Raw genomic sequence first — 26,122 nt, 5'->3', positions numbered from 1 at the left:
ATAAAAGAGTTTTAAAGCTATACGCACATCCGTATTGCCGGATATAAGCTTTTTAGCCGCTCTCCTATGCATGCGCAAGATACGAGTATAGCGGAAAATCAAGGCTAGATGCGAGACTTTTAAAACTAATTGACGTATCACTTCCATTTCGGCTTTATCTATACCTGTTATTGCCTAACGCGGAAACAGGTACAGCCAAAACTTAAATAACATTTGAAAAGTATTAACAGGTGGTATACCACCAAAAGCACCATGTACCCACCCATTCATCGCCCTCACACTATTTTGTCAGGTATAGCACGCTATGCTTTGCTTGCCAGTTTACTCTGGCTAGTGTGCAGTTGCGAGAGCACGGATACCCGCAGAGGGGTTTATGCCAAAGATGAGAACCCCCACGAGTTTTTCCCGGAAGAAGTAGCAGAGCCTCCTTATGTTCGACCCTCTTCTTTGTTGGAGGCTATCGAAAAGCCATCTCCTTGGGTAGACTCCGTCTTTAATACCCTTACCCCTGATGAGCGCATTGCACAGTTGATTATTATTGAGGCCTTTTCCGATAAGAGCGAAAAATATGAAGCCGATGTCATGAACCTGATCACAAGGTATAAGGTGGGCGGCATCATTTATTTTCAGGGTGGCCCGATACGACAAGCCGTTTTAAACAACCGCTTGCAGGCAGCCTCCAAGGTGCCTTTGCTTATCTCCATGGATGCCGAAACCGGGGTGGGGATGCGCCTCGACAGCACGGTGCAGTATCCTTTCCAGATGATGATGGGTGCCATAGAGGACAATGGCCTGATTTACCGCATGGGGGCAGAGGTGGCACACGAGTTCAGGCGACTGGGGATGCACGTCAACTTCGCACCTGTGGCTGACATCAACAACAACTCGTCCAATCCCATCATTAGCTACCGTGCGTTTGGGGAAGACAAGCTGGACGTGACCGCCAAAAGCCTCGCTTACATGCGCGGCATGCAGGACAATGGCATCATAGCGGTGGCCAAGCACTTTCCGGGCCACGGTGACACGGATGTGGACTCGCATTATGATCTGCCTGTGATTCCGCACGATCGCGCCCGACTCGACTCACTGGAGCTATACCCATTCCGGGAACTGATCAAGCACGGCATCGGCGGCATCATGGTGGCACACATGCACATGCAGCAACTCGACACCACACAAAACCTGCCCTCCACTCTATCGAAGCCAATCGTGACGAACCTCCTCAAAAACCAATTGGAGTTTAAAGGGCTCGTGTTCACGGATGCGATGGTGATGAAAGGCGTGACCAAATACTTCCCGCCGGGTGAGGCGGAGGCGCGCGCCATCATGGCCGGTAACGACGTGCTGGAGCGACTAAACAGTGTGCCCAAGGCGATTACGGCTATCCGGGAGGCCATTAAAAGAGGCGATATATCGCAGGAGGAGATTGACCGACGCTGCAAAAAAATGCTTGCCGCTAAGCAGTGGGTTGGGCTCGACAGGTATAAGCCGATCGAGTTGGAGAACCTATACGAGGACCTGAACCCGCAGATGGCCGACAGCACTAACCATGCCTTGGCAGAGGCGGCCATGACCCTGCTCAACAACCGCAAGAACTTTCTGCCCATACGCCAGAAAAAGCGTCAGAAAGTGGCCACGCTGTCGTTTGGAATGGTGCGCCCGAGCCTCTTTCAACGCGAGGTAGGCCGATACGCCCGCAGCACAACCGATTTTGTGATCTCCCGCAAGGCGAGCGCAAAAGAAATAAAGAAGATGAAACAGAAGCTGAGGGGCTATGATCTGGTAATTGTAGGGCTTTATGGACCTAGCGTAACGCCAAGCAACCGCTTGGGCTACTCCAAAGAGGCAACTGCTTTTGTCACAGAGTTGGCCCGTTCCAACAAGTCCATCATGACGTTGTTCGACAACCCCTATACCTTGAATCAGTTTCCGGACATACACAAAAGCCGGGTGCTGGTGCTGGCCTACCAAGGGCACGCCCACGCGCAGATTGCGGCCGCCAAACTGCTTTTCGGCAAGATTCCGGCAAGGGGCAAATTGCCCGTTACCGTGAACGGTCACTATGCCTATGGGCATGGCATCAGCAAAGACAAGCCTTTTCTGGCCGTAAGTCCTTAGTATCCTGCATCCATGCTTTGCGTATTATGGCAAAAGACGGGTATAACCTGTAACACCAACCCTATAACTGTGAAAAAAGATGTTCTATAAAACGATGAAATTTGCAGCCGCCCTGATCGTGGGCCTGTTCCTGTGGGGCTGCGAGGGCAACCGCACCGCCGAAAACACTGAGGAGATCACCGTGGATGTGCCAGCTGACACCGCCCGCGTGGAGCGTACCGGCCGCACCGTAGACGAGCGCCTAGAGTCACTGCGCGGCTGGATGAACGAAAAAGTGGAGCGCGGCGACACAGCCATACAGCGCGAAATGCCACAGATAAAAGAAGACTTCCGGCAGCGCTCAGCTGAGATCGAAAAGAACCTCGACAGTCTGTCAGCCGACTCCAAAGTCGAGTATAACCGCATGAAGCAACGCTACGAGCGGTGGGAGAACCGGCAGGAGCGCCGCCAGAACACACCGCTCGACGCAGCCGAGCTGGGCCAGTGGCAGGAACAGCTTCTGCGCGAGTTTGACGACATCGAAACGATTGAACCACAGAGCATGCGGGAAGCATATCTTACATTTATGGGTGTGGTGCGCGCCAAACGCAAGAACTGGACCCAGAGCGACTGGGATTACGTGGACAACGTATACGGCCGCCTGAACCAGCGCCGCCGTCAGGTCGAGGGACAAATGTCGAACAGCGACAGGTTAAAAGTGCGCGCCCTGCAGGCCGAGTACCTGACCTTGGAAGGTGCCGCCGATACCCAAAGTATGATGCGGAACATGCGAAACTAAGCGTGTTTTATACAACATTTCCGCGACACATCAGTTTATGCCGTATACCTTTGCATAGGTGTAGCCCTTGCTCGTGATACAGCAACAGGGCTGAAAGGATGCGTAACAAGTATAGAACAATGGAAAAAGCAACATTTGGAGGAGGGTGCTTCTGGTGTACAGAGGCAGTTTTTCAGGATCTGGCAGGCGTACAGAAAGTAGAGTCGGGCTATGCGGGCGGTCATTTGGAGAACCCCACTTACAAGCAAGTAACCTCCGGCACCACCGGCCATGCCGAGGTGCTGCAGATCACCTACGACCCCGACAAGATCAGCTACGACGAGTTGCTGGAGGTATTCTGGAAAACCCACGACCCGACAACCCTCAACCGACAGGGCAACGACATAGGGCCGCAGTACCGCTCTACGGTGCTCTACCACAACTACGAACAGCGAGAGCTGGCAGAGAAGTATATGCAAGAGCTAGACACATCTGGCGCCTTCCCTGACCCGATTGTGACCACCATTGAGCCCCTGCAGGAGTTTTATCCGGCCGAGGACTATCACCAGAACTACTTCAAGACGCACGGCCACGAACCCTACTGCAGTTTCGTTATCCGCCCGAAAGTAGACAAGTTCCGTAAAGTGTTTGCCGACAAGCTCAAGCCTGAGGCCAGCAGATAAAAACAGACAAAATAAAAAGCGTCAGCTCTTGCGAAAGGAGCTGACGCTTTTTATTATATACCTGAATTGATGACTAGCCCTGCAGCTGCACCCATTGTTGGGCGATGATGGTTTTGGCATCGGCAAAAGTCTCTTTCAGTAGCTCCTCACGGGTATAGCTTACCAGTTCGATGTGCTCGTGCTCGTCGTCCTTGCCTCCGCCGTCGGCATGCTGGTGAGATACCTCTGCATAGTACAAGAGTACTTTTTCAGTAGTACCACCTGGCGAAGAATAGAAGGTATGCAGGTGCTTTAGGCTATCCACGCTGTAGCCGATCTCCTCCTCTATTTCGCGCGCGATGCTGGTTTCCGGGTTTTCCCCGTCATCCACCATACCGGCGACCACCTCTACCAATTCCGATTCTGGACCCACACGGTACTGCCGCGTGAGGATGTACTGTTGCTTCTCGGTATCATATACCATGGCAGCTACGGCTGTGCCTCTGTCGAATTGTTCCCGAGTAAAGGTATGGCCGTGCTGTTCTACCGTCAGTTTATAAATCTTGAAATAGCCGTCGTAGGCCGTTTCCCTGTTCTTGATTTCCATAAGGGCGAAGATAGTCAATGCTAGCTTAAAGCTTGACTCATTTTATAGGTATAGGTTGTTTATGTATTATAGTTCGTTGTTTCGGAATGCCGCCTTTTGGGTGCGCTCCGTCAGACCAGACATAGAGAGCGGTGTTTCACTTTCGTAGCCTTTCTTGGCTTGCTGTTCTCCTGTAGGCCCCGGCAGCATGCGATTGAGCACGGCAAAAATGTCGGTGGTCGTTTCCGGCGACAGGCCATGCACAAAGGCCCCGATCTTGGCAGGTATAGAGGTCACCACTTCGGCATCGCCGTAGCGGCAGGCATCTAGTATGGACTTAGCAGACCGTTCGGCGCTGATAGAGGTAAGCGGGCTCGAGTCGGCTATCTTAAACAGGGTATATTCCTCTTCGTGCTGCCCCTTGATGTTGGCATGCCGCGGGCTACCCGTCTGCATCAGCCCCGGCGAAGCGCAGGTAACAGTGATGTTATACTGTTTCAGCTCGGCACGCAGGCCCTCCGACAGACCCACCAAGGCAAATTTACTAGCGCTGTAGGGCACCAGATGCGGCACGCCCAACTTCCCGCCAATCGAGGCAATGTTAAGAATGCGGCCGCCACCTCGGGCTTTCATAGAGGGAAGCACGGCCAATGTTGTATAGAGCGGTCCCCAGAAGTGTGTCTGCATGGCCTCCTCAAAATCCTGCACGGTCATCTCCTCCACTGGTCCTGCCGTGATGATACCGGCATTGTTGATGAGTACATCGATGTTGCCGAACTCACGCTGCACCTTGTCCACCATCTCCTGCACCTGCGCCTCCTGTGTTACGTCGCAGGGCAGCACCATCACATCGGCTCCGTTACCGGCCAACTCCATGCGGGCATCCTCCAGCTGCATTTCATCGCGTGAACAGAGCACCAACCGGGCTCCCTCCTTGGCCAACTGACGCGCCATCACGAAGCCGAGGCCGCGTGCACCGCCTGTTATCAGCACCACTTTGTTTCGAAAATCGTATGCGTTGAGTTTTCGGTTGATGGCCCGTGCCGCCAGCAAGGCGCCCGCACCGGCTGCCAGCCACCAGAGGTTCTTTTTGTTATTTGTTTCCATAGTCTGAAGGGATAAGGTATAGCCATTTAAGCCGGTATAGCGCTTATGGCACTACAGCGGCTTTTGGATGTACGGGAGCACGGGGCATGGGGGTTCGACAAGCCCTTCTATCAAGGCTGAGTTCTCGTTATAGAAGCTTGTTGAGATGATGAAACGACAAAGGTAGGTGGACCTTATTTTTTCTTAAACCTCATCCCCTGATTTTTGCGGGTGAAGACCTCATTCTTAAGCATAGGGGTATAGATGACCTTGACAGAAGCCGTACCGTAATGGTCCTTGGTGTGCTCAAACCCTATAGGCGGGCCGATATTGTCCAGATAATCAGTAGTGGTTATACTATACACTAACTCGGGTGCCACGCTCCATTGATCAGAAAACCGGAAACGAAGCCCGGCGCCCCCTGAGACAACTCCGGCAATAGCCGGATAGGAACGCATGCGGTCGTATGTCACGTCCGAGTTTTCGGCTCTGTTAGTAGGGTAAGAACTCGGGGTATAGTAAACGAAACCGCCGCCACCTTTCACATAAGGCACGATAAAACGTTTGCGTAATGAGCGGTAATTGTTTGAACCGGCGTAACTGTCCATCAGGTTGAGCACGAGCATGGTCGACACTTCGATCACCTCCGACTCAAACGTGATGTTATCGGTGGGTGTCTTTTCAGTAGCACCTAGTTTTGCGTACTTCACCTCCCCGCTTAGGGCCCAATAGGAGTTGAGCTTGAACAAAGCGCCAATGCCCATCGCCGGCCCAATGTCGTTACAGCCATAGCTACCACAAATATCGCTTTTGATGGCAGCCAAGCCCACCCCTGCCTGCACCGAAAGGCCACGCTCTGGTATTTTGCTTACGCCCATACGGCGAATCGCACTATCCTGCGCTTGTGCAGAAGTGCTGATGGATAGGGTGATGGCAAACAGTAGTAAAAAGGCTTGTAGGCTCCTGCTCATGCTCCAGACAGGTTTTTTCATCTTGTTCTTGTGTGGGAAGCCACGTGGTTTTCAACCAGTGTAGTTATTCTTTCCCCTATCTACGCAAGGGCAAAAGAAAGGATGATCGAAAATGTATAAATACATCACAATATAGGAATTGTATAGATACAAATCCTTATAACACAAGGCGATAGGATTAGGTTAGAAAGCTATTAATCTTCTCCCTTTGAAGAGACTAACGTAAATCCGGGCGTTTCTTATTCAAAATTTGGATAAAGTCGATAACGAGCGCTGCGGCATCAGGATAAAAGACGGGATTGATGTTGGCGTACACATCCGAAGGCTTGTGGTAGTGCGGATGGTCTTCTACGCCAAAGTATATGAAGGGAATCTGGCGCTTGTGGAATTGAAAATGGTCTGACTGTTTGGTCCAGTCGTTCTGTCCCTGCTCCGGGCGGTCGTGACCCAACAGCAATCTTGCCTGCGGACGGGCGGCTACCTGTTGTAGGTAAGGTGTTAGGGCCGGGTAATGGTACATGCCACTGGCATAGAGTTCGCCCTGCTGGTTGATGCTGAGCATGTCCATGTTCACGTTGAGTTGAATGAGATCTAGCGCCAGTGGCGGGTTCTCCAAAAAGGCATTAGCCCCCTGCAGCCCTAACTCCTCACCGTCAAGGGCGGCGAAGATCAAGGTATAGTAGGGTTTGTGCTTCTTGAAATAAGAAGCGGTGGCCAACAATCCACCCACACCGGAGGCATTGTCGTCGGCGCCGTTGTAGATCTCCCCGTCGCGCACGCCCACATGGTCATAATGCGCCGTGATGACAATGGCCTTATCTGTTTTACCGGGAATGTAGCCAATCAGGTTGACAGCCTCCTCCACTACTAGTCTCTTGCTCTCAAGGCGGAAGGTATGGCGGTAGCTGTTGTTATAGGACTGCAGCCCAATCTGCTCGAAACGGCTAATAATATAGTCCTGCGCCATTCTGCTGCCCTCTGTGCCACTCAGTCGCCCCGCCATGGAGTCGGCGGAGAGAATCTTAATATCCTTTAACAGCTGTTGCGTGTCGAGCACCTTTTTCTGGGCAGTGGCCGACAACTGGCATACAAAGGCAAATAAGAATGCTAAGAGGAGATGGCGTTTCATAGAAATGATTTTGGGCGAAATTAGCATAAATACCAATTTCGCCCGCAAATATTTAAGCACTTACAGCTGGCCATGCTACCCAGCTTTTCTGGCGCACAACTGCTTTTTTATTCTGATTGGCTACTTGACGCTCTACCTGCTGGGTATAGCTGCCGTCTTTCTCAAATAATTCTCCTTTTAGTACCCAGCCTGTTTTCACATAGTCCTGAACAGTATTTACTAGGGTCTGCAAGTCTCTCGCCTCAATTACATCGAATTCCATGTTCTTTCCTGTTTTTTTTGGTCTTACAAATGGTTTCTTAGATGGTATTTAAACAAGGAGCGTGCCACATACGTTCACAAAGAGCTAGAGTTACAATTTTTTCGAAATAAATTGCAGACCTTCTAAAATGGCCTGATTTAGCGTTATTAATACCTACAAAACAGAATAGGCTGACATTTCTGCCAGCCTATTCACACCATAACTATTTGTATTTTAGTTTTTTACACTTATAAAAGAGGGTACTTCCACCGGACCTACCGATGTTTGGATAGTAGGTTTGATTTGAAGCTCAACATTGGGCCTGCTGGTACCGTCGGTTTTAGACAGCAGGGTTACTAAGCGCAACAGGTTATTATAACCGGGCTTACCGTTTTCCTCACTAATGCGGATCGGCGTGCGCACGTTGATCGTATTCAAGCCGTGGCGCAGCTCAACTGGTTCATCCACCAGTCCACTGAGCGTCTGCTTACCATCGAGCATGAGCTGCCACTTGAGTTTGGTCACGGTCATGCTACGTTCGCGGCTGTCTTCGTCCAATTCCACATTCAGTCCAAGGCTCGAGTAGGCGGACAGGTTATTGTCTGAGAATGCCGTGAAAAGCAGGGCGGCCTCCCCGAAGGAGAAATCTTCCGGACGTTTTTTGTTCAGTACGTTCACACCGTTGAGTTTCACCTCATTTATACCGGACAGGCTATACTTCGCTTCTTTAAAAGCATCCACATCGCTCTTGGTGCCGCATGAGAATGCGAACAAGGCTATACCTAGCAACAGGGCTATACTTAAGAGATTTGTCTTTTTGATCATATGCTATAAAAAATGCTCAGCGCTTTATTACTTTGCCTGAGCCTGAAATATTTGAATTAATAGTCGGATTTCCCTGATAATATACGTTTCCACTTCCACTGATCGTAACGGCCAAGTCAGTGGCCGCATTTACCTCCACATTGCCTGAGCCACTTAGTACCACACCCGCACTTTCGCTGCTCAGGTCGAAGGATTTTATGCTGCCAGAGCCAGAGAGGTTGAGCTCTTCAACGTCTGCATTTCCCAGCATGTCAATCGTGCCCGAACCGGTAAGCCTGCTGGTCACCTTGGCCGCTGACACGCTTATTCGAAGATAGCCTGAGCCATCCAGCACCGCCCGGAAGTCATTCGTCTCAAACGCATCCCGCAACTCTATCCGCCCTGACCCGATCATTTCGGCACTGCTCAGCTCCGGCACGGTCATATGCACTTCTACCGTCTTGTGGCTGCGAAGGCACTTATCAAAGCTCAGATCCCACACGCCATTCGACACATCGGTATTGATCGCGTCCAATACATTAGGCTGGGCTCTCACCTCAATACGCTGCGTGGCTCCCCGTCTAACAAAGACGCGGGTATCCCCGTTCACTCGCAGCCCGCTGACCGCATCCAAGTTAAACTCACGGCTCTCTACGTCGCCTCTTCCCCTTATACAATCAACCTCATCACCGCAAGAGGCGAGCAACAAAGTAGGCAGGATAAGCAGAAGCATCCAACGTTTAAAATTAATAGATTTCATAGTTTTATGTAGCTTTATTGATTATGCAAGTTAAATATTCTTGCTTCAGTCGCATAAAACCATCTATTCCATCCGCTCAATATTTTACTACCATCACTAAATTTTATCCAAAATGCCCTACCTGCTGTCCCCGCTGGTTCACTAACACACCTTGGTCTGTCACGAAGAGACCCTGTAGATACTCGCTCTCAAAATAGAAAGGATAGTCGCGGTTGTTGGTGCGGGCCAGTTTGCCGATCACCCGGGCTCCACCATCGGTCATGTGCACCAGTTGTAGACGGGTGGTCAGAAAGAACTGCTCATTAGGTGCATTGTTGAAAATTATCCTGCGCAGCACCAGCCGGCTATCGAGCCCAGATTTGGCGGTTGTGGTCCTTGGCTCCGGCCTTACGGTTTCCGGTACGCGCTGCGCCGGGCGTGTATCGTTTGCCATTGGGTTTGGCTCGTATACCTGCCCGTTGTTGCTGGCCATTATCTGTGCATCGGCATTGCCCCAGCCCCTGCTGATGGCGGCTAGGCGGTAGCTGCGCCCCGGATGCGTGGTGGAACTGCGTTCATCAGAGAGCACCTTCATGGCGGCCTGTGCCTCCTCCAGACTCGCGCCCATCTTGCGGAGCACGAAACCCGAAAACTCATCAGCCTCCAGCTCATCGGCATGGTTGCTGCCTTGGCGCGACAAGGTATGCCCGTTCAGGTGGTGGCCAATCTCGTGAGCCAATATGCTCACGCCTGCCCAGTCAGTGTGCACGGCATTGTTGATGGCGGCAAGAAAGCGTTCGTTGTACAGGATATAGCGCTTGCCGTTGTAAATAACAGCAGCCGCATTTTCTATGTTGGCGGTGCGCACTTCAAAGCGCGGCTTCAAGCCTACCACGTCGATGATCTCGCCAATAATATCTCGGGGAGCAACCTTTGCAGCGCTGTAGGCAGCCTCAGGTACTGTCGGTGTTTTCGCTTGTACCCCAAAGAGTGGGACCAGCACCAGACCCAGCAAAAGGCTAATCTTCTTCAGATGATTCATTTTTTTCTCTTTCTGTTGATGGATGAACACAGCATACCCAAAACGAAAAACAGGCGGAAGCTGGTATACCTGTTATAGCAAGTTCTTTGCCAGAAAAGCGCCCTTTAGCGCTTTCAGAAAATAGCGCATTAAAGCATAGCTACAGCCCCTGTTGGTTTGCTTACTGTGATAAAAGCCGGTGATTCAACGTTACCGACAGGCGTTTTGATGGTAGGTTTGATTTTGAGCGTGACCCGCTCCCGTATATCCGTTCGCTGGCCGAGCAAAGTGATCAGACGAGACAGTCCGGTATAGCTCGGCATCTCTCCTTCAGCTACGAGCCCCACCGGCGTTTGGATCGGGAGTAAGTTCAAACCCTCCTGCAGCACCATGGTTTCCTCTACCGTGCCCGTCAAGGCTTCTTCGCCGTCTACTTCCAGTAGCCACTTCAACTTGGTGATGGTCAGGTTGCGTTCTTCCTCTGTCTGATCCTGCAAGGCCACGTGCAGCGCCAAGGTAGAGCTTACTTGCAGTGAGTTACTGGTCACGGCAGCCAACAAACTGTCCCGTTCTTCGTGTGAAAAGCCCCGGCGCTCCTGTATGCGTTCTTCCACGTCAATGCCGTTCAGCTTTATGTCAGACACGCTCTGCAGGCTATATTTCGCCTCCGTAAAGGCCTGTATGTCCTGTGCCTGCTTACAAGAAAAACCGGCCAGCGCCAACATAACAAGCAAAGTCACTTTGTATATCCCTTTCATGTCAATTCTTCTTTTATACATCCTCCGTGTTATAGCAAATAACGCACCAGATAGGGGGAAACAGCTAGCCGGCAACCCACAAAAAAACAGGTATAACTGGAAGCCATACCTGTCTCTTATCTCTTGTTGATTTTTCTGCGCCGTTATACCTTAATTCGCTCCTAGCGGCTGATGCGGTTCGTGGATGTCCTGCCCTGTCTCCATAAATCGCTTGAAGTATTTCAAGTCCTTTTCCACCATACTTTTGAGCATCGGGTTGAGCATTTTGGCGGCCAGTCCTCCTACGGACCCGGCTGGCGGGCTGTATGAAATGACGGCCTGCACAATGGTACCCCTGCCATCTGGAGAATCAGAGAAACGCACCTCTCCCGCATTGTCTATGTCGGAGTTAGGCAGTGAGCGCCAAGCAATAAGTTCGTTTTCTTTTTCTTGGATGATATCCGCGTCCCAGGCAATGGTGCCCATCCCTCCCGGAACTTTGGCCACCCAGTGCGAGCGCTGCGGACCGTTGGAGCGCACGCTTTCGAGGTGCTCCATAAACTTAGGTAGATTTTCGAGCATGCGCCAGAACTGGTATACCTCCGTGCGTGGTCGCTCCACCGTAATGGTCTTGATGATATCCACCGAAATATCTTCGTTCTCTGCCGTATCGCGCCCGAGCATTTGGTTCATGGGGCAGTAACCGGTAAAGCCCCTGAAAAGAAGCACTCCACCTGCTAAGGCAGAAAGGACACCGGCTGTGCCGGGTTGCCGCAGTCCGACCAAAGCCAGCGCAGCACCTCCCACTGCAGAAAGCACACGTTCCGGACGACTTACGTTGATGTGGCTTGATCCAGTGGCCGGTGGAAAAATATGCTCCGTGTGAAGCATTTTAGAGTAATTGGGTTTGTATGTATCCATAGCTTATTGGTTTTGTTCTATTCAGTTTTAATGGATACGTGGGTTGGGTCTATTATAGTTGCTGTGAGTGGACTTTAATGATGTGAATTGCGTTTTTGAGGAACATAGCGACAAAACAAAAGAGCCCCGATTTGCGCCGGGGCTCTCTCCTGTTCGTTAAGGCATGACTCTTATTTAAACCTGCCTTTTAACATCGCCAGCTTCGCTTGGAAGTCGTCCATGGGGGCTTCCTCTTTTTTGGCGTTGCCTTTTTTAGCGCCACCACCTGCCGGTCGGGCTGCATTCGGGTCGCCTTTCATGCTTAGGGAAATACGCTTTCGCGGCACGTCCACTTCCAATACCGTTACGTCTACCTTCTGCCCTACCTTCACCACATCATGCGGATTGCTCACAAAGCGGTCTGACAGATGGCTGACGTGCACGAGACCATCTTGATGTACCCCAATGTCCACGAAAGCACCGAAGGCCGTGATGTTGGTGACAAGGCCCGGCAGTTTCATGCCTTCACGCAGGTCTTTCATCTCATTTATACCTTCTGTAAAGCTAAAAGCCTCAAAGGTCTGACGCGGGTCGCGGCCCGGTTTGGCCAGTTCGCTCATGATGTCCTGCAGCGTTGGTAGGCCCACCGTGTCTGTTACGTAGTTTTTCAGGTTGATCTGCTTGCGCAGCTCTTCTTTCTTCACAAGATCTTGCACGGTCACGCCCAAGTCCTTCGCCATCTGCTCCACAATCGGGTAGCTTTCCGGGTGCACAGCCGAGGCATCGAGCGGATTTTTGGCGCTGCGGATGCGCAGGAAGCCTGCCGCCTGCTCAAAAGCCTTGTCACCTAAGCGTGGCACCTTTTTAAGTTCGGCACGGCTGCTGAACGGTCCGTTCTGGTTGCGGTACTCCACTATATTCTGTGCCAGCGATGGCCCTAAACCGGACACGTAGGTCAGGAGCTGCTTGCTGGCTGTGTTTACTTCCACCCCCACGGCGTTCACGCAGCTCATCACCACATCATCCAACGAGTGCTTCAAGGCTGACTGGTCCACGTCGTGCTGGTACTGGCCTACGCCGATAGACTTCGGGTCGATCTTCACGAGTTCGGCCAATGGGTCCATGAGGCGACGACCAATGGAAACGGCACCACGCACGGTCACGTCCTGATCCGGGAACTCCTCACGGGCAACATCGGAGGCGGAATAAATAGAGGCACCGCTTTCGTTCACCATCACCACCTGCACCGAAGCCGGCAGTTTCAAGCTCTTCACGAAAGCCTCTGTCTCGCGGCTGGCGGTACCGTTGCCAATCGCTATGGCCTCCACTTCAAAGCGGGTCACCATATACCTAACTGCCTGCGCTGCCTCGCTTTCCTTGTGCTGACCGGTATGCGGGTAGATCGTTTCGTTGTGCAAGAGTTTGCCCTGCTTGTCGAGCACCACTGACTTCACACCGGTTCTAAAACCCGGGTCGAGGGCCAGCACCGTCTTCTGTCCGAGCGGAGACGACAACAGTAATTGGCGCAGGTTGTCAGCAAACACGCGGATCGCCTCTTCGTCAGCGCGCTTCTTCGACGACAGACGCACTTCCGTTTCCATGCTCAGCTTAAGCATACGCTTATAGCAATCCTTGGCGGCGAGTTTCACTTGCTCCGAAGCGGCGTTGTTGCCTTTCACGAACATACGCTCCAGTCTATCCAAAGCTTCTTCTTCGTCCGGCTGAGCACTCAGCAACAGCACCATCTCAGTCTCACCGCGGCGCATGGCCAGTATGCGGTGCGAGGGAGCTTTTTCGATCGGCTCTTCCCATTCAAAGTAATCCTTGAACTTCTGACCTTCCGCTTCCTTGCCCATCATCACACGGCTCTTGAACGTGCCTTTTTTCTCGAAAAGTTGGCGCATAGTGGCACGGGCCTCGGCGTTCTCGTTCATCCACTCGGCCATGATGTCGCGTGCGCCGGCCAAGGCCTCCTCGGCGTCTTTTACTTCTTTCTCTTCAGAGATAAAATTGGCGGCTTCAGTGGCAACATCAATGTTCCCCTGCTCAAAAATGCGCTGTGCCAGTGGCTCCAGCCCTTTCTCGCGGGCGATGGTCGCACGGGTGCGGCGCTTCGGTTTGTAAGGCAGGTAAATGTCTTCCAGCACGGCCATGGTTTCGGCTGCCATAATGCGCGCCTCCAGTTCCGGTGTGAGTTTCTCTTGGTCACGAATGGACTTGAGGATGCTTTCGCGGCGTTTGTCGAGCTCGCGCAACTGCTCCAAGCGGTCGCGGATGGCGGCTACCTGTACTTCGTCGAGCGAACCGGTGGCTTCTTTTCGGTAACGGGAGATGAAGGGCACGGTAGCGCCTTCGTCAAGCAAGGTTGCCGTGGCTTCCACCTGTTTAATGGTAATGGAGAGCTCAGTGGCAATCTTGAGCAAATGGTCAAGGTTTAATTCCATGTATTTTTAAGGATAATCAGCTGTTCAGATGGGAAAAATGGCAAAGGAAGGTATAAGTATAGCCCTGCATGATTCTCCCGCACAATTTATCTTAAGTGTTCTGCTATACCTGCATCACTCAAGGAACGTCAAATTTAAGCGATATTGCCTGAAACCGAAAGGAAGTGGGCTGTGTAAATCAATTTTTGAAAAAAACTCACAGGCCTGTTGCCCTAATATTTCATATCTTTGTAGCGTTGAAAAAGCTCATTTCCTCCAAATTATTCCTGCTGGCCCTTTGCTGCCTGCTTATTTTGTGGCTCATACAGGCCTGTATGGTACAGCCTATCGACCATACGCCCTTCCAGCAAAGCGACTACTATCAGCATACCTTGCAGGAACTTGAAAACTCCCCTCCCTTGATAGAGGAAGGCGGCGAACTGCAGGTCGGCTGGTCAAAAGTGAATATCACGCCACCAGTTGGTACGCCAATGGCCGGTTACGGCAAGCGGAAAGGCCTCCGTTACGAGGAAGTGCACGACTCCGTGTGGGTACGGTCCTTTGCTTTTGACAATGGCCAGACCCAAGCGGTTGTCGTTACGCTGGATATGCTGCTTGCACCTATGTCTATAACGGCTGCGCTGGAACAGGAATATGCCGCACTCGGCTTGAAGCCGGAGCAGGTATACCTGACAGCTACCCATACCCACACAAGTTTTGGAGGCTGGGGACAGAAGCTGGTAGGTTGGCTGATGGCGGGAAACCAAGACGAAGAGCTGGTACGGAAAACTACCGCTCGGATTGTGGAGAGTATAAGAAAAGCTCAGCAAAACAAGCAGCCAGCTCGTGTGGGGTATGGGATAGCATATGCCCCCGAGCTGGTCCGCAACCGCCTGACTGGCGCCATGAGCGGCCGTGATACCACCCTTCGCTTCCTTAAAATAGAACAGACCGCTGGCAGTACTGCCGTGCTCGCCACCTTTGCGGCACACCCGACCATCCTGCCATCCATGGACCCGGTGCTATCACGCGACTATCCGGGCGAGTTGGTGGACCAATTGGAGGAGACTGTCGATTTCGCCGCCTTTGCGGCCGGTGCGGTTGGCAGTCAGGCCGTGGAGGCGCCATACGGCAACACTTTTGAGAGCACCCAAGCCGTCGGCAGGCGATTGGCCGATGCCATTGAGGCTGAGCTGGCCGCTGTACAATTAAGTGACACCGCCACGATCGGCTTCACCAGAGTCCCGCTCGAACTTCCTGATCCGGAGTGGCGGCTGAGTACCACGTATAGCTTTGCCCCTTTCTTGTTTAATGGCTTGTTCGGTAGTTATCCGGCTTACATCAGCAGCTTGCAGTTGGGCGAAACGATCCTGCTGGGCGTACCGGCAGATTATTCAGGTGAGTTATTGCCAGTATTAGAAAAACAGGCATCGCAGCAGGGGCAACAAGTTATCGTGACTAGCTTTAACGGCGGCTATGTTGGCTACATAACACCGGACAAGCACTATCCGCTAAAGAAGTATGAAACCCGGGATATGAACTTTTATGGTCCGCAAAGCGGGGGCTACTTTACCGATATTTTGCTCCGGCTTCTTCGGCTATACCGCTGATAAGCCTGCATAACAAGAACATCAGCAAAAAGTTTTAAAAAATACACCTCTCATTTAAATACAATAAACCCTTAACAGCTCCCCAGCTCTATCACTTCATTTTTACTAAATCCACTTCCATTCAAAGTCAGAATTGCAATCTTTTAAAAATAGGTAAAGTCCTAATAAAACAAATTTATAAAATATAAATTTACCAATTTTTTGGGAAATTCCTGCGTTTCCTGCTAATTCACTGAATTTAGGGTTTGTACTTTATTTTCATTTGCTTCAAGTGGATTTAATATAATCCCAAAGGCCCACACTCTCCCTAACGTGCAAATTCACTTCCTCTTCTCCTCTTTTCCGTGTTATGACACACAAATCCCAGCGCTAAACCCCTTCGTAAATGCATCATTATCAAAAGAAAAGCCTTGTGTTTACACCTTGTTATAATGCAGTATAAACACATAAGGTTATAGATTAAATCGCGGGCTCAATACTTATTAAAGTACAACCGCGACACAACAACACATTTTAGAACACCCAAAAAACAGTACCATATGTAGCATTTTTAAATTTTAACTCACCTTGTATGAATTCAAAAACAAAGCAAAATTTGGTGTTCCTTCTGGGCCTTCTTCTCTCGTTGGCTCCCGGAATTGCAAACGCTCAGTCCGCGCTCGACATCGCCCTGCGGCACATCGACCAGACAAAAGCCGTTTACAAACTCAACGCCGCCGACCTCTCTGATTATGTCGTAACTGACCAGTATGTGAGTAAGAAAAACGGTGTAACCCACATCTACTTGCGCCAGCGCTTTCAGGGCATAGAAGTGGTTGATGCCAACATCAACATCAACATCGACCGCGAAGGCAATGTGATCAACATGGGCAACCGGTTCATCCCCAACCTGAGGGGTGCCATCAAGAGCAGTGCTGCTTCTCTCTCCCCTGAGCAGGCTGCCAACGCCGCGGCCTCAGACCTGAAACTTACCGTAAAGCAACCCATCAAGGTAAAAGAGCGAAAAGCCCCGAGTCCTAAGTTACCAGCCGCTTCTAAGGCGGTGGTATTGACAGATGGTGGCGTATCGCTTTCGCCCATACCTGCCAAACTGGTGTACCAGCCGATGCCGAACGGCAGCGTGTTGCTTGCTTGGGAAGTGGATATTTACAACCTCGATGCCCAGCACTACTGGAACATGCGCGTGGATGCAGCCACCGGCCAAGTACTAAAGAAAGAAGACTTGGTGATTCACGACAACTGGGGACTGCCTGTCGTAACAGATGAACCTAATCAGGAAAAGGCGCTGGCCAGACAGCACAACCAAAGCCGTGTGGTATCAAAAGTGGAGCGCCTGAAAGCACAGCAGGACTTCTACACACAGGCTTTCGCGCCGCGCAGTGTGGCCGCCGCCGCAGTGGCTGCCAGTGGAACCTACAACATATACGATGCGCCGTTTGAGACGCCAAGCCATGGCGACCGCACTTTGGTGACAGCTAAAGAGAATGCCGCCGCTTCTCCATTGGGTTGGCACAACGACGGCCTTGTGTCTTATACCATCACAAAGGGTAACAACGTGCACGCCTACGAAGACCGCCTCGGCGCCAATGCCGGTACTAGTCCCGATGGCGGTGCTAACTTGGTGTTCGACTTCCCGCTAGATCTAACCAAGGAGCCCGGCACTTATGTAAAGGCTGCCACTACGAATCTTTTCTACTGGAACAACATCATCCACGACCTCTTCTACCTTTATGGCTTCGACGAAGCAAGCGGTAACTTCCAGCAGACTAACTTTTCTGGCGAAGGACAGGGACTGGATGGGGTAATGGCGGAAGCCCAAGACGGTGGTGGCACTAACAACGCCAACTTCCTCACGCTGCAGGACGGTGTTCCGGGCCGCATGCAGATGTACCTCTGGACCTCCTCCGTACCAGCCAAACTACTCCACATAACAACACCATCTGCAGTGGCAGGCTCCTATACCGGCGTGCAGGCGGCCTTCGGACCAGCCGTGGATGAAACCGGCGTATCCGGTAAGATTGTGATGGCTGATCCGTCCAATGGTTGTAATGGTGCACCTGAACTTCCTGCCGGATCTGTTCCGCTGCCATTTAACAACCAAGCTGAAATATCAGGCAACATTGCGCTAGTAGACCGCGGTGACTGCTCCTTTATATCCAAAGCACTGAATGCGCAGGCTTCCGGCGCTACAGGTGTTATTGTGGTCAACAACATAGACGGTCCTGCCATGTCGATGGGGGGTGATGAGACCGGTACCGCTGTGCTTATACCTGCCATTATGATTAGCAAAGCCGATGGCGACAAACTGAAGACGGCACTGGCTCAAGGCCTGACAGGATCACTTAGATTAGAAGGCGGCGTACCGCCCATGCGTGACGGTGACCTTGACAACGGCATTATCGCCCACGAATACGGGCACGGCATCTCAACACGTCTTACAGGTGGCCCAAGTACCCAGTGCCTTTCGGGCGCTGAGCAGGGCGGTGAGGGCTGGAGCGACTTCTTCGGCCTGATCATGACTATGCGTGATGGCGACACCGGTCCGAAGCGACGCGGCATCGGCACCTATGTGATGTCAGAAGATACGGACGGCGGTGGCATACGTCCTGCGCCTTACAGCACCGATATGGGCATCAACCCTTATACCTACCGCATGATTGCCAATCCAGAGATCTCAGTACCGCACGGGGTCGGTTTCATCTGGGCCACTATGCTATGGGACATGACTTGGAACCTGATTGAAGAGTATGGCTATGACCCTGATCTGCACAGTGGCAAAGGCGGTAATAATATCGCCCTGCAACTGGTAATCGACGGCTTAAAGCTGCAGCCTTGCAGTCCCGGCTTTATCGACGCCCGCGATGCGATCTTGGCAGCTGACCGCATCAACAACGGCGGCGCCAACCAGTGTCACATCTGGAGAGCATTTGCCAAGCGCGGTCTCGGCTACAGCGCCACGCAGGGCAGCAACAACGACCTGACAGATGGCACTGAGGCATTCGACATGCCGCCATCTTGCGAGCCACAGTTTGACATTCAACTACAGGCCACCCCATCCCCGGTTACTGACGGTGAAGAGCTCACTTATAAGATCACAGTAACGAACGAAACGGCTGGCTCGGTGAACAACGTCTCGATCACCAATCCGCTGCCTGAGGGCACTGTGTTTGTACAGGAATCCACCACAGATGCGCCAAAACTGACCAAAGGTGTAGTAACCTTCAAATCAGTTAAGATGGCTCAGGGAGAGACCTTGGAGCGTACCTTCAAAGTGCGTGTGAACAAAGGTGACGGCACCACAGTGTTCTTCCACGACGATATGGAGAGCGGAGGCAGCAAGTGGAAAACAGCACGAGGCGTAGGTTTGAGCGACTGGCAGCTAAGTACTAAAAACCCGTACAGCGGCACGACCTCTTGGTTTGCCGTGGACCCGGATGCCTTCAGCGACCAGTACCTGATCACAGCGCAGCCTATTACAGTTGGCGAAAATGCGCTGCTCCGCTTCTGGCACAGCTTCGCTACGGAAGAAGGATTTGACGGCGGCGTAGTTGAAATCAGCACGAACAGAGGACTGACCTGGTCTGATTTGGGCGGTAAAATGATCCAAAACGGGTATAACGGCAACATTCCGCTGGCTAACGCCTCTACTATAAATGGTCCTGCCTTCACGGGCGGCAGCAACGGCTACATACAGACCATCGCTGATTTGAGCAGTTTCAAGGGACAGAATGTACTTATCCGTTTCCGAATGGGTTCCGATGTGCTGACCGGTGCCACTGGCTGGTATGTGGACAATGTGGATGTTGTGTCGAACCCGACTGTGGTTAACAGCACGGCCCATGTGACTTCCCGCTTCGGAGGTGACGCCAGTGCCAGTGCAGAAACACTGGTGTTGAAAGCAGGCACCCTGTCACAGACCAGCATTGCCACGGCCATGGCGGCTGACACGCGTGAGATCCTATACCCTAATCCTGCTCAGAACAGAATCACATTGAAACTGGCAGATAAGGCAGAAGGAAATGTGCAGATTACGGTGGCGAATGCCCATGGCCAGCAGGTGAGTCAGCAGGAAATTTCAGCTGATGAGGCGAACAGTGGCGCTATGCTTTCGCTGGAAGAATTGCAGAATGGGCTATACTACTTCACCATTAGCACAGGCAAGCAAACCACCACGCACAAAGTGATAATTAAGAAATAAGTCAAAATAAACCCCGAGCAAAAGCCACTCTTCTATAAGGGTGGCTTTTCTCTTTAACACCCACCTTAACAATTAAATACAATATAGCACTTTCATCTAACTCATTATCCTATACCTATCTAAAAATAGTTATAAACAATTTACACCGATTCGGGTTTAACATAGTAGGGCGTTTCACTTTACCCTAACTATGTGTTACTTAAAACTTTACTAATGGAAACTGCATTGCCGAATATAGCCAGTATACTTTTCTTTCTAACGTTCGCCGTTTATTCGTTCTTGGTCCTTTTCATGCTTGTGTGGCTGTATCACGATGCCGAGAGCCGTGGTGTTATGGGCTGGGTGATTCTGGTGCCGGCTTTCCTGACCGGTACGATACTGGGCACGGTGCTTTGGCTCGTGTTTAGACCATCGCTTAAACTGGAACCCGTGCCGGTAAGAGTTAGAAACAATTGATTTTTGTTTTTTGCATAATTTATAAAACAGCCGGCCATGAATGGCCGGCTGTTTTTGTGTGGCTTAACACCTACGCGACTATTCGCTAATTTTTTAAACCATCAACCGGATTTACTTCGTTACTTTGCAGTATAGCATGATACTCGCATGAAGGCTTTTTATTCATTTCTAACTCTGATTATGTGCTGCAGCCTGCTTTGGTTGAGCTCTTGCAACGATTGCACCACCTCAGTGGCCCAGTTTGAGAACGGAGATGGCGACTGGACCGTCTACGAGGCCCGTGATACGCTGCTCATGGTAGATGATACGGACATCGTGCGCGTCTTCGTAAACACACGCATCAACTCTGATCCGGTGCCGGGCGATGGCTTTGGTCCGGCTGACGCCTGCATTGAGCAGTACTACACCCGCAGAACCAGTGTAATGCAGCATGCCGCCTCCCCTCGCCTGTTCCCCGCCCTGACGGTAGTGGCTCTAAAAACGCCGGAAACCATCCGGATAAATCTTGTAGTCGCCCAACGTGCCGACTTAGCTATTCCAGATATCAACACGCCTCAATATGCCCAACTTACGTTGGAGGAAGTGACTTACCAAAACGTGTTCGAAATTACCAATGAGGACAGCGGTCCCGATGGTGTAAAACTGATTCAGTTTAACCGAGAATTCGGCTTTCTGCATGTGGAGTTCTCCGACGGCCGTACCCTTACCCGCATCCCCCCTCAGCTTTAAAACCAAGTTCTTTTTTATAGTTTTTGCACCCGGCTGCAACCATCAGCCGCTTAATTGAATCTTGCTATTGGCGGAGCTACTATAACTGCGTCCAATATTATTTATACTTACCATTTTTTTATCATTTTACCCTCATGACACACTCACTTAAGCTTGCAGGCGCCTTTGTACTGGCAGCCCTGCTTTTCAGTTCTTGCGACAAATGCGACCCTACGACCACCACGCAGATGGACGAGAACGACGTTAAATGGCTGGTTTACGACCGTGGCGAGAAAGTAAAATTTAAAAATGAGGCAGGTGATACGGTAGTATACACGAACACCATTCTCAGGGCTGAGCAAGTACCGGGGGAAGGATTTAACACCGGTGACGACTGCATCGAACATTTTGATGTACAGGCCTACAGCGTTATACAGGACCCAGAAAAGGACTATCCGGGTTTGATGACCTACTTCCTTAAAAAAGAAAACAGCTTTGATGTGGCACTGCACGTTGAGCTAGCAGGTGAGTACAAAATAGATACCTTGCAGGCTACCCACGCCACTTATGAAATTAACGAAACCACTTATAACAATGTGTTTGAGGTGGTGAAAACAGACAGCTCCAAAACTGAGAATCTCAAGCGATTGCTTTTCAACAAAGAGCATGGTTTTCTGGGCGTGGAGCTTTTCAATGGGAAAAAACTGGAGTTGCTGAAATAAAGCTTTACTCTGTTAAAACAGAAGAGGCCCGGTGTTTATGCACCGGGCCTCTTTATTGTTTTTTTAAAGTTTTCAATTAAACATACTGCTCTACACCTTCGTGGTTCAGGTCATAGAGCACATCCAACACTTGCTGCACGTGCTCGGCTGGTTTGGAGAGCGCGTTAAACACATACTGCACCTCACCGGCTTTGTCAATCACATAAATCGAGCGCCCCGGCATGATACCGAACTTGCGCGGTACCCCGTACAGGTTGCGAATCTGCGCATCGCAGTCACTCAGCAGGGTAAACGGTAGGCGGTACATGCGCTCAAATCGTTTGTGTGCGTCGGCCTTGTCGTAGCTGATGCAAACCACCTCTGTTTCCAACTCACGGAAGGTGTCATAGTGGTCGCGGAACTCGCAGGCTTGCTTGGTGCAATCCGATGAGCTATCCTTCGGATAAAAGTACAGTACGACGTTTTTCTTTTTCAACAACTCGTAAAGCCGGAAAAAGCCACCATCCAACCGCTGCAATTCAAAATCAGGGGCTTTGTCTCCAATCTTAACAACTTCTCTACTCATAATATAAAATAAGCTAATTCTAAAACCTCTCAGCTAGTGATAGGTTCAATTTGCAAAGTTAATACACTTCTTACTACAAAAGCCATACCTGACACCCAATAGTTTACAAGAAAAATTTTAGGCAACTTGCAACATGCCCCGAATCTCCGTCATTATACCCGCTTACAACGAAGAAAAATCTATCTCACACGTAATCAGCGCCATACCTGCAAAGTTGGTGCAGGAAGTAATCGTTGTAAACAACAACTCGTCAGACAACACCGCCCATGTGGCGCGTTCCGCCGGTGCTACCGTGCTCGACGAGCCCAAACCGGGCTATGGCAATGCCTGTCTCAAGGGTATAGCCTATGCTGCGGCACAGTCTGCCGCCCTGCAACCGGACATTATCGTGTTCTTGGACGGCGACTACTCTGACTACCCCGAGGAAATGCCTTTGTTGCTGGAGCCCATCGTGCAGGGAAGGGCGGATATGGTGATCGGCTCGCGGGCGCTAGGCGAACGGGAAGGCGGTTCTATGATGCCGCAACAGATATTCGGAAACTGGCTGGCCACTACCCTGCTTCGCTGGCTCTATGGCGTCAGTTATACCGACCTCGGCCCTTTCCGCGCCATCCGGTTTGAAACGCTACAGCAACTGGGTATGCGCGACCGCAACTATGGTTGGACCGTAGAAATGCAGGCAAAGGCCGCCAAACAAAAAGTGAGGTATACCGAGGTGCCGGTGAGTTACCGCAAACGCATCGGAGTGTCCAAAGTATCGGGCACGCTAAAGGGCTCGGTACTGGCAGGCTATAAGATTATTCTGACTATATTTAGGCACCTGTAGCCGAACTCAGCATGACAATCCCCCAGCTTCTTCTTGTTGCCGTGTATGGTCTGTGTCTGGCCTTCATTTTCTGCTATAGCCTAATGCAGCTCCACCTCACCTATCTGTACTGGAGCCGAAAAAAGTTACCTACTACACCTATTCCTATACCTGAAGAAAAAGACTGGCCCGCTGTGACTGTACAACTGCCGTTGTACAATGAGCGCTACGTGGTGGAAAGGCTGATCGACGCCATGGCTGCACTGGATTACCCGCGCCATCTGCTCCAGATACAGTTGCTAGATGACTCCACTGACGAGACAAGCGAACTGATCAGCCAAAAGATGCAGCAGTATGTCAAGGCTGGCGTTAGGTTGGAGCACATCCGGCGACCCGATAGAACAGGCTACAAGGCCGGTGCGCTGCAATATGGGCTGGAACGGGCCAGCGGAGACTTCATAGCTATTTTCGACGCGGACTTCGTGCCAGCACCTGATTTTCTGAAACGTACCCTACCCGCCTTTTCACATGAGCGGGTAGGCGTGGTGCAGACTCGCTGGGGGCACTTGAACCAAGAATACTCCCTACTAACCAGACTGCAGGCCTTTGGTTTGAATGCCCACTTCACTGTGGAGCAGAGCGGGCGGAACATTGGCGGGCATTTTATCAATTTCAACGGCACGGCCGGGGTGTGGCGCAAAAGCTGTATTGTGGATGCAGGCGGCTGGCAGGCCGATACCTTAACCGAAGACTTGGACCTGAGCTACCGCGCCCAACTGGGCGGTTGGGTTTTTCGCTACCTCGAGGATGTGGAAGCCCCTGCTGAACTGCCGGCTGCCATGGGAGCGCTCAAATCACAGCAGTTCCGCTGGACCAAAGGCGCCGCCGAAACGGCACGCAAACACTTAGGGCAGGTACTTCGCGCCCGCATGCCACTATCAACCCGTCTGCACGCCCTTTTTCACCTGCTCAATAGCGGCATCTTCATCTGTGTGCTCCTCACGGCCTTGCTCAGCATCCCTATGCTCTTCCTCAAGCATCGGAGTCCGGGATTGGAGCTGCTTTTTCAACTCGGGGCTTTGCTGCTGGTTAGCTTACTGGCTCTCATCGCATTTTACTGGACTGCGCTGTACCAGCAGTACCGCTCGGTATGGCAAACGACCAAGCATTTTGTCCCGTCTTTCTTTCTGTTTCTTTCCATGTCGATGGGGCTGTCGCTGCACAACAGTCTGGCCGTGATGGAAGGCTACATGGGACGCAAGACGCCGTTTATCCGCACACCCAAGCATAATCTAGTGCAGCGTGGTGGCACATGGCGGCAACAAGCCTATGCCGTGCGCAGTATTAACCCAGTAACGCTGTTGGAGGGGCTGCTGGCGCTATACTTCGGGTATGGCATTGTGATAGCGTTTCAGCTGCAAGACTTCGGGCTGCTGCCTTTCCATGTTATGCTGGTGCTGGGCTTCGGATCCGTGTTCTTATATTCCCTGTTCCACAGCTGGCGTGCATGATACTGGAACGAAAGCACATAGCATCCTACACAGCGCTTGGCTTGTCCGCCCTGCTATACCTAGCATTGGGTTACGCGACACCGCGTGAGAATTTCACCCAGCTCCTCCTGCTCACTATGTTGGCGTTTGGAGCCTACGCCTACGTTACAAACCAGAAACTGAACGTATGGCATGGCATTGGGGCCGGCCTGCTCTTCCGCCTTATCCTGTTGTTTGCCATACCTGCGCTGTCAGACGACTACTTCCGTTTTGTGTGGGACGGCCGCTTGCTTTTGGCCGGCGAAAACCCATACCTATACCTTCCCTCCCACTTCCTAAGTGGAGCCACCCAGTCCCCTGCCGGCATCACGCCAGAACTGTTCCGACAACTCAACTCACCGGACTACTATTCGGTATACCCGCCGGTGCTGCAGGCTGTGTTCTGGCTTTCTGCCGCGCTCTCGCCCGACAGTCTGATGGGCAGTATTATGATGATGCGCGTGGTGATTCTGGTTGCAGAGGCTGGCTCCATCCTGCTATTGCTGCGCCTACTGCGCCGCATGGCGCTGCCCGACAGGTATGTGCACTTGTATGCGCTTAATCCACTTGTCATACTGGAGCTGACGGGCAACCTGCACATGGAGGCGCTGCTCATTTTCTTTTTGCTGTTGTTTTTGTACCAGCTGCATTTCCAGCGCCACCTGATCGCGGCAGTGCCATTCGCGTTTGCGGTGGGAGCCAAGCTGCTGCCGCTCATGTTCCTGCCCTTCGTGTGGCGCAAATTGGGATTCAAACGTTTTGCGGCCTTTAGCGGGGTGTTGTTGGTTACGCTGGTCCTGCTGTTTTACCCACTCCTTTCATTGGAGGTGCTGCACAACATCTGGCAGAGCATCGACCTCTATTTTCAGCGCTTCGAGTTTAATGCCAGTGTCTACTATTTGCTGCGCTGGCTAGGTTTCCGGCTGACAGGCTATAACCAGATCGCCGTGATCGGGCCACTTCTCTCCGTAGTCACGGTCGGCATCGTCTTATCCATGGCGGCCGTGAAAAAACTGGGATCGGTGCGCCGATTGGCCGGTTACATGGCGGCGGCCCTAACCGTATACTTGTTTCTGTCTACCACGGTGCACCCTTGGTACATCAGTACCTTGGTTGCGCTTACAGCGATGAGCCAATTCCGTTTCGCCATCGTCTGGAGCTGCTTTTCCATCTTCAGCTACTCCGCCTACCGCAGTAGCGCCTATACTGAGAACCTTTGGCTGGTACTGTTAGAGTATAGCTTGGTGGGACTCTGGCTGTTAGCCGAGCTATACCTGTACCGCCAGCAGAAAAAGCATGCGAACCTGCCCCGGCAAAGTGCCGCATAACCGAAGCGATTTGCATACCTGACAAAA

General features: G+C 51.7%; 23 protein-coding genes. 11 read left to right on the top strand and 12 right to left on the bottom strand.

What is annotated here, in order from left to right; translation table 11 throughout:
• Positions 1 to 252 precede the first annotated feature (252 nt).
• From Q1A04_RS15035 to msrA, 3 genes are all read left to right on the top strand, one after another.
• Positions 253 to 2,118 (top strand): glycoside hydrolase family 3 N-terminal domain-containing protein, encoded by a 1,866-nt coding sequence (locus Q1A04_RS15035; RefSeq protein WP_299707658.1) that lies wholly within the window; start codon positions 253 to 255, stop codon positions 2,116 to 2,118.
• A 94-nt stretch (positions 2,119 to 2,212) separates the two neighbouring features.
• Complete coding sequence (locus Q1A04_RS15030) at positions 2,213 to 2,896, top strand: hypothetical protein (RefSeq protein WP_299707656.1); 684 nt, start codon at positions 2,213 to 2,215, stop codon at positions 2,894 to 2,896.
• A gap of 119 nt (positions 2,897 to 3,015) precedes the next feature.
• Complete coding sequence (gene msrA / locus Q1A04_RS15025; protein WP_299707653.1) at positions 3,016 to 3,558, top strand: peptide-methionine (S)-S-oxide reductase MsrA; 543 nt, start codon at positions 3,016 to 3,018, stop codon at positions 3,556 to 3,558.
• A gap of 73 nt (positions 3,559 to 3,631) precedes the next feature.
• Here the strand turns inward: msrA and Q1A04_RS15020 are convergent, their stop codons facing one another.
• The 11 genes from Q1A04_RS15020 to Q1A04_RS14970 form a co-directional block, all read right to left on the bottom strand.
• A complete protein-coding gene (locus Q1A04_RS15020) occupies positions 3,632 to 4,144 on the bottom strand; it encodes an NUDIX hydrolase (protein WP_299707650.1) in 513 nt (170 codons plus the stop codon).
• Between the two features lie 66 nt (positions 4,145 to 4,210).
• Entirely contained in the window at positions 4,211 to 5,230 is a 1,020-nt protein-coding gene (locus Q1A04_RS15015) for an SDR family oxidoreductase (protein WP_299707647.1), read from the bottom strand.
• A gap of 173 nt (positions 5,231 to 5,403) precedes the next feature.
• Positions 5,404 to 6,180, bottom strand: a complete 777-nt coding sequence (locus Q1A04_RS15010; protein WP_299707645.1) for an outer membrane beta-barrel protein — start codon at positions 6,178 to 6,180, stop codon at positions 5,404 to 5,406.
• 217 nt (positions 6,181 to 6,397) lie between these two features.
• Positions 6,398 to 7,309, bottom strand: a complete 912-nt coding sequence (locus tag Q1A04_RS15005) for a M28 family peptidase (protein WP_299707642.1) — start codon at positions 7,307 to 7,309, stop codon at positions 6,398 to 6,400.
• 52 nt (positions 7,310 to 7,361) lie between these two features.
• Positions 7,362 to 7,571 (bottom strand): hypothetical protein, encoded by a 210-nt coding sequence (locus Q1A04_RS15000; protein ID WP_299707639.1) that lies wholly within the window; start codon positions 7,569 to 7,571, stop codon positions 7,362 to 7,364.
• A gap of 213 nt (positions 7,572 to 7,784) precedes the next feature.
• Complete coding sequence (locus Q1A04_RS14995) at positions 7,785 to 8,375, bottom strand: hypothetical protein (protein WP_299707636.1); 591 nt, start codon at positions 8,373 to 8,375, stop codon at positions 7,785 to 7,787.
• A gap of 16 nt (positions 8,376 to 8,391) precedes the next feature.
• Positions 8,392 to 9,114 (bottom strand): head GIN domain-containing protein, encoded by a 723-nt coding sequence (locus Q1A04_RS14990; protein ID WP_299707633.1) that lies wholly within the window; start codon positions 9,112 to 9,114, stop codon positions 8,392 to 8,394.
• A 103-nt stretch (positions 9,115 to 9,217) separates the two neighbouring features.
• Positions 9,218 to 10,135 (bottom strand): membrane-binding protein, encoded by a 918-nt coding sequence (locus Q1A04_RS14985; protein ID WP_299707630.1) that lies wholly within the window; start codon positions 10,133 to 10,135, stop codon positions 9,218 to 9,220.
• 128 nt (positions 10,136 to 10,263) lie between these two features.
• The gene (locus Q1A04_RS14980) at positions 10,264 to 10,872 is read right to left on the bottom strand and encodes a hypothetical protein (RefSeq protein ID WP_299707628.1); all 609 of its coding nucleotides are present in this window, start codon (positions 10,870 to 10,872) and stop codon (positions 10,264 to 10,266) included.
• Between the two features lie 150 nt (positions 10,873 to 11,022).
• Complete coding sequence (locus Q1A04_RS14975) at positions 11,023 to 11,772, bottom strand: YgaP-like transmembrane domain (protein WP_299707625.1); 750 nt, start codon at positions 11,770 to 11,772, stop codon at positions 11,023 to 11,025.
• A gap of 170 nt (positions 11,773 to 11,942) precedes the next feature.
• Positions 11,943 to 14,195 carry a Tex family protein gene (locus tag Q1A04_RS14970; protein ID WP_299707622.1) on the bottom strand — a complete coding sequence of 751 codons (2,253 nt, stop codon included), beginning with the start codon at positions 14,193 to 14,195 and terminating at the stop codon, positions 11,943 to 11,945.
• A 236-nt stretch (positions 14,196 to 14,431) separates the two neighbouring features.
• On the opposite strand from Q1A04_RS14970, the gene Q1A04_RS14965 reads away from it, so the two are divergent.
• The 5 genes from Q1A04_RS14965 to Q1A04_RS14945 all read left to right on the top strand — a co-directional run bounded on the left by Q1A04_RS14965 (position 14,432) and on the right by Q1A04_RS14945 (position 21,868).
• Positions 14,432 to 15,784, top strand: coding sequence for a neutral/alkaline non-lysosomal ceramidase N-terminal domain-containing protein (locus tag Q1A04_RS14965; RefSeq protein WP_299707619.1), 1,353 nt, complete (start codon positions 14,432 to 14,434; stop codon positions 15,782 to 15,784).
• 571 nt (positions 15,785 to 16,355) lie between these two features.
• A complete protein-coding gene (locus Q1A04_RS14960; protein ID WP_299707616.1) occupies positions 16,356 to 19,982 on the top strand; it encodes a T9SS-dependent M36 family metallopeptidase in 3,627 nt (1,208 codons plus the stop codon).
• 213 nt (positions 19,983 to 20,195) lie between these two features.
• Complete coding sequence (locus Q1A04_RS14955; protein ID WP_299707613.1) at positions 20,196 to 20,438, top strand: hypothetical protein; 243 nt, start codon at positions 20,196 to 20,198, stop codon at positions 20,436 to 20,438.
• A 147-nt stretch (positions 20,439 to 20,585) separates the two neighbouring features.
• Positions 20,586 to 21,167: a hypothetical protein gene (locus tag Q1A04_RS14950; protein WP_299707610.1), complete on the top strand. Its 582-nt coding sequence runs from the start codon at positions 20,586 to 20,588 to the stop codon at positions 21,165 to 21,167.
• A 134-nt stretch (positions 21,168 to 21,301) separates the two neighbouring features.
• Complete coding sequence (locus Q1A04_RS14945) at positions 21,302 to 21,868, top strand: hypothetical protein (RefSeq protein ID WP_299707607.1); 567 nt, start codon at positions 21,302 to 21,304, stop codon at positions 21,866 to 21,868.
• 76 nt (positions 21,869 to 21,944) lie between these two features.
• Here Q1A04_RS14945 and Q1A04_RS14940 read toward each other — a convergent pair whose 3' ends face one another.
• Positions 21,945 to 22,433 (bottom strand): peroxiredoxin, encoded by a 489-nt coding sequence (locus Q1A04_RS14940; protein ID WP_299707604.1) that lies wholly within the window; start codon positions 22,431 to 22,433, stop codon positions 21,945 to 21,947.
• A gap of 133 nt (positions 22,434 to 22,566) precedes the next feature.
• Here Q1A04_RS14940 and Q1A04_RS14935 point away from each other — a divergent pair, with 133 nt between their 5' ends.
• The 3 genes from Q1A04_RS14935 to Q1A04_RS14925 are packed head-to-tail and all read left to right on the top strand — an operon-like array spanning position 22,567 to position 26,095.
• Positions 22,567 to 23,259 carry a glycosyltransferase family 2 protein gene (locus Q1A04_RS14935; RefSeq protein WP_299707601.1) on the top strand — a complete coding sequence of 231 codons (693 nt, stop codon included), beginning with the start codon at positions 22,567 to 22,569 and terminating at the stop codon, positions 23,257 to 23,259.
• Between the two features lie 11 nt (positions 23,260 to 23,270).
• Positions 23,271 to 24,749 (top strand): cellulose synthase family protein, encoded by a 1,479-nt coding sequence (locus tag Q1A04_RS14930; RefSeq protein WP_299707599.1) that lies wholly within the window; start codon positions 23,271 to 23,273, stop codon positions 24,747 to 24,749.
• Positions 24,746 to 26,095 carry a hypothetical protein gene (locus Q1A04_RS14925; RefSeq protein ID WP_299707596.1) on the top strand — a complete coding sequence of 450 codons (1,350 nt, stop codon included), beginning with the start codon at positions 24,746 to 24,748 and terminating at the stop codon, positions 26,093 to 26,095. Before Q1A04_RS14930 ends, Q1A04_RS14925 begins: the two co-directional genes overlap by 4 nt.
• The last annotated feature ends 27 nt before the right edge of the window (positions 26,096 to 26,122 follow it).

The sequence above is a fragment of the uncultured Pontibacter sp. genome (genome assembly GCF_947499215.1).
In the GTDB taxonomy this organism is placed as follows: Bacteria; Bacteroidota; Bacteroidia; order Cytophagales; family Hymenobacteraceae; genus Pontibacter.
Note: the sequence above shows the minus strand (reverse complement) of the source record. Positions and strands in the feature narration are given on the sequence as shown.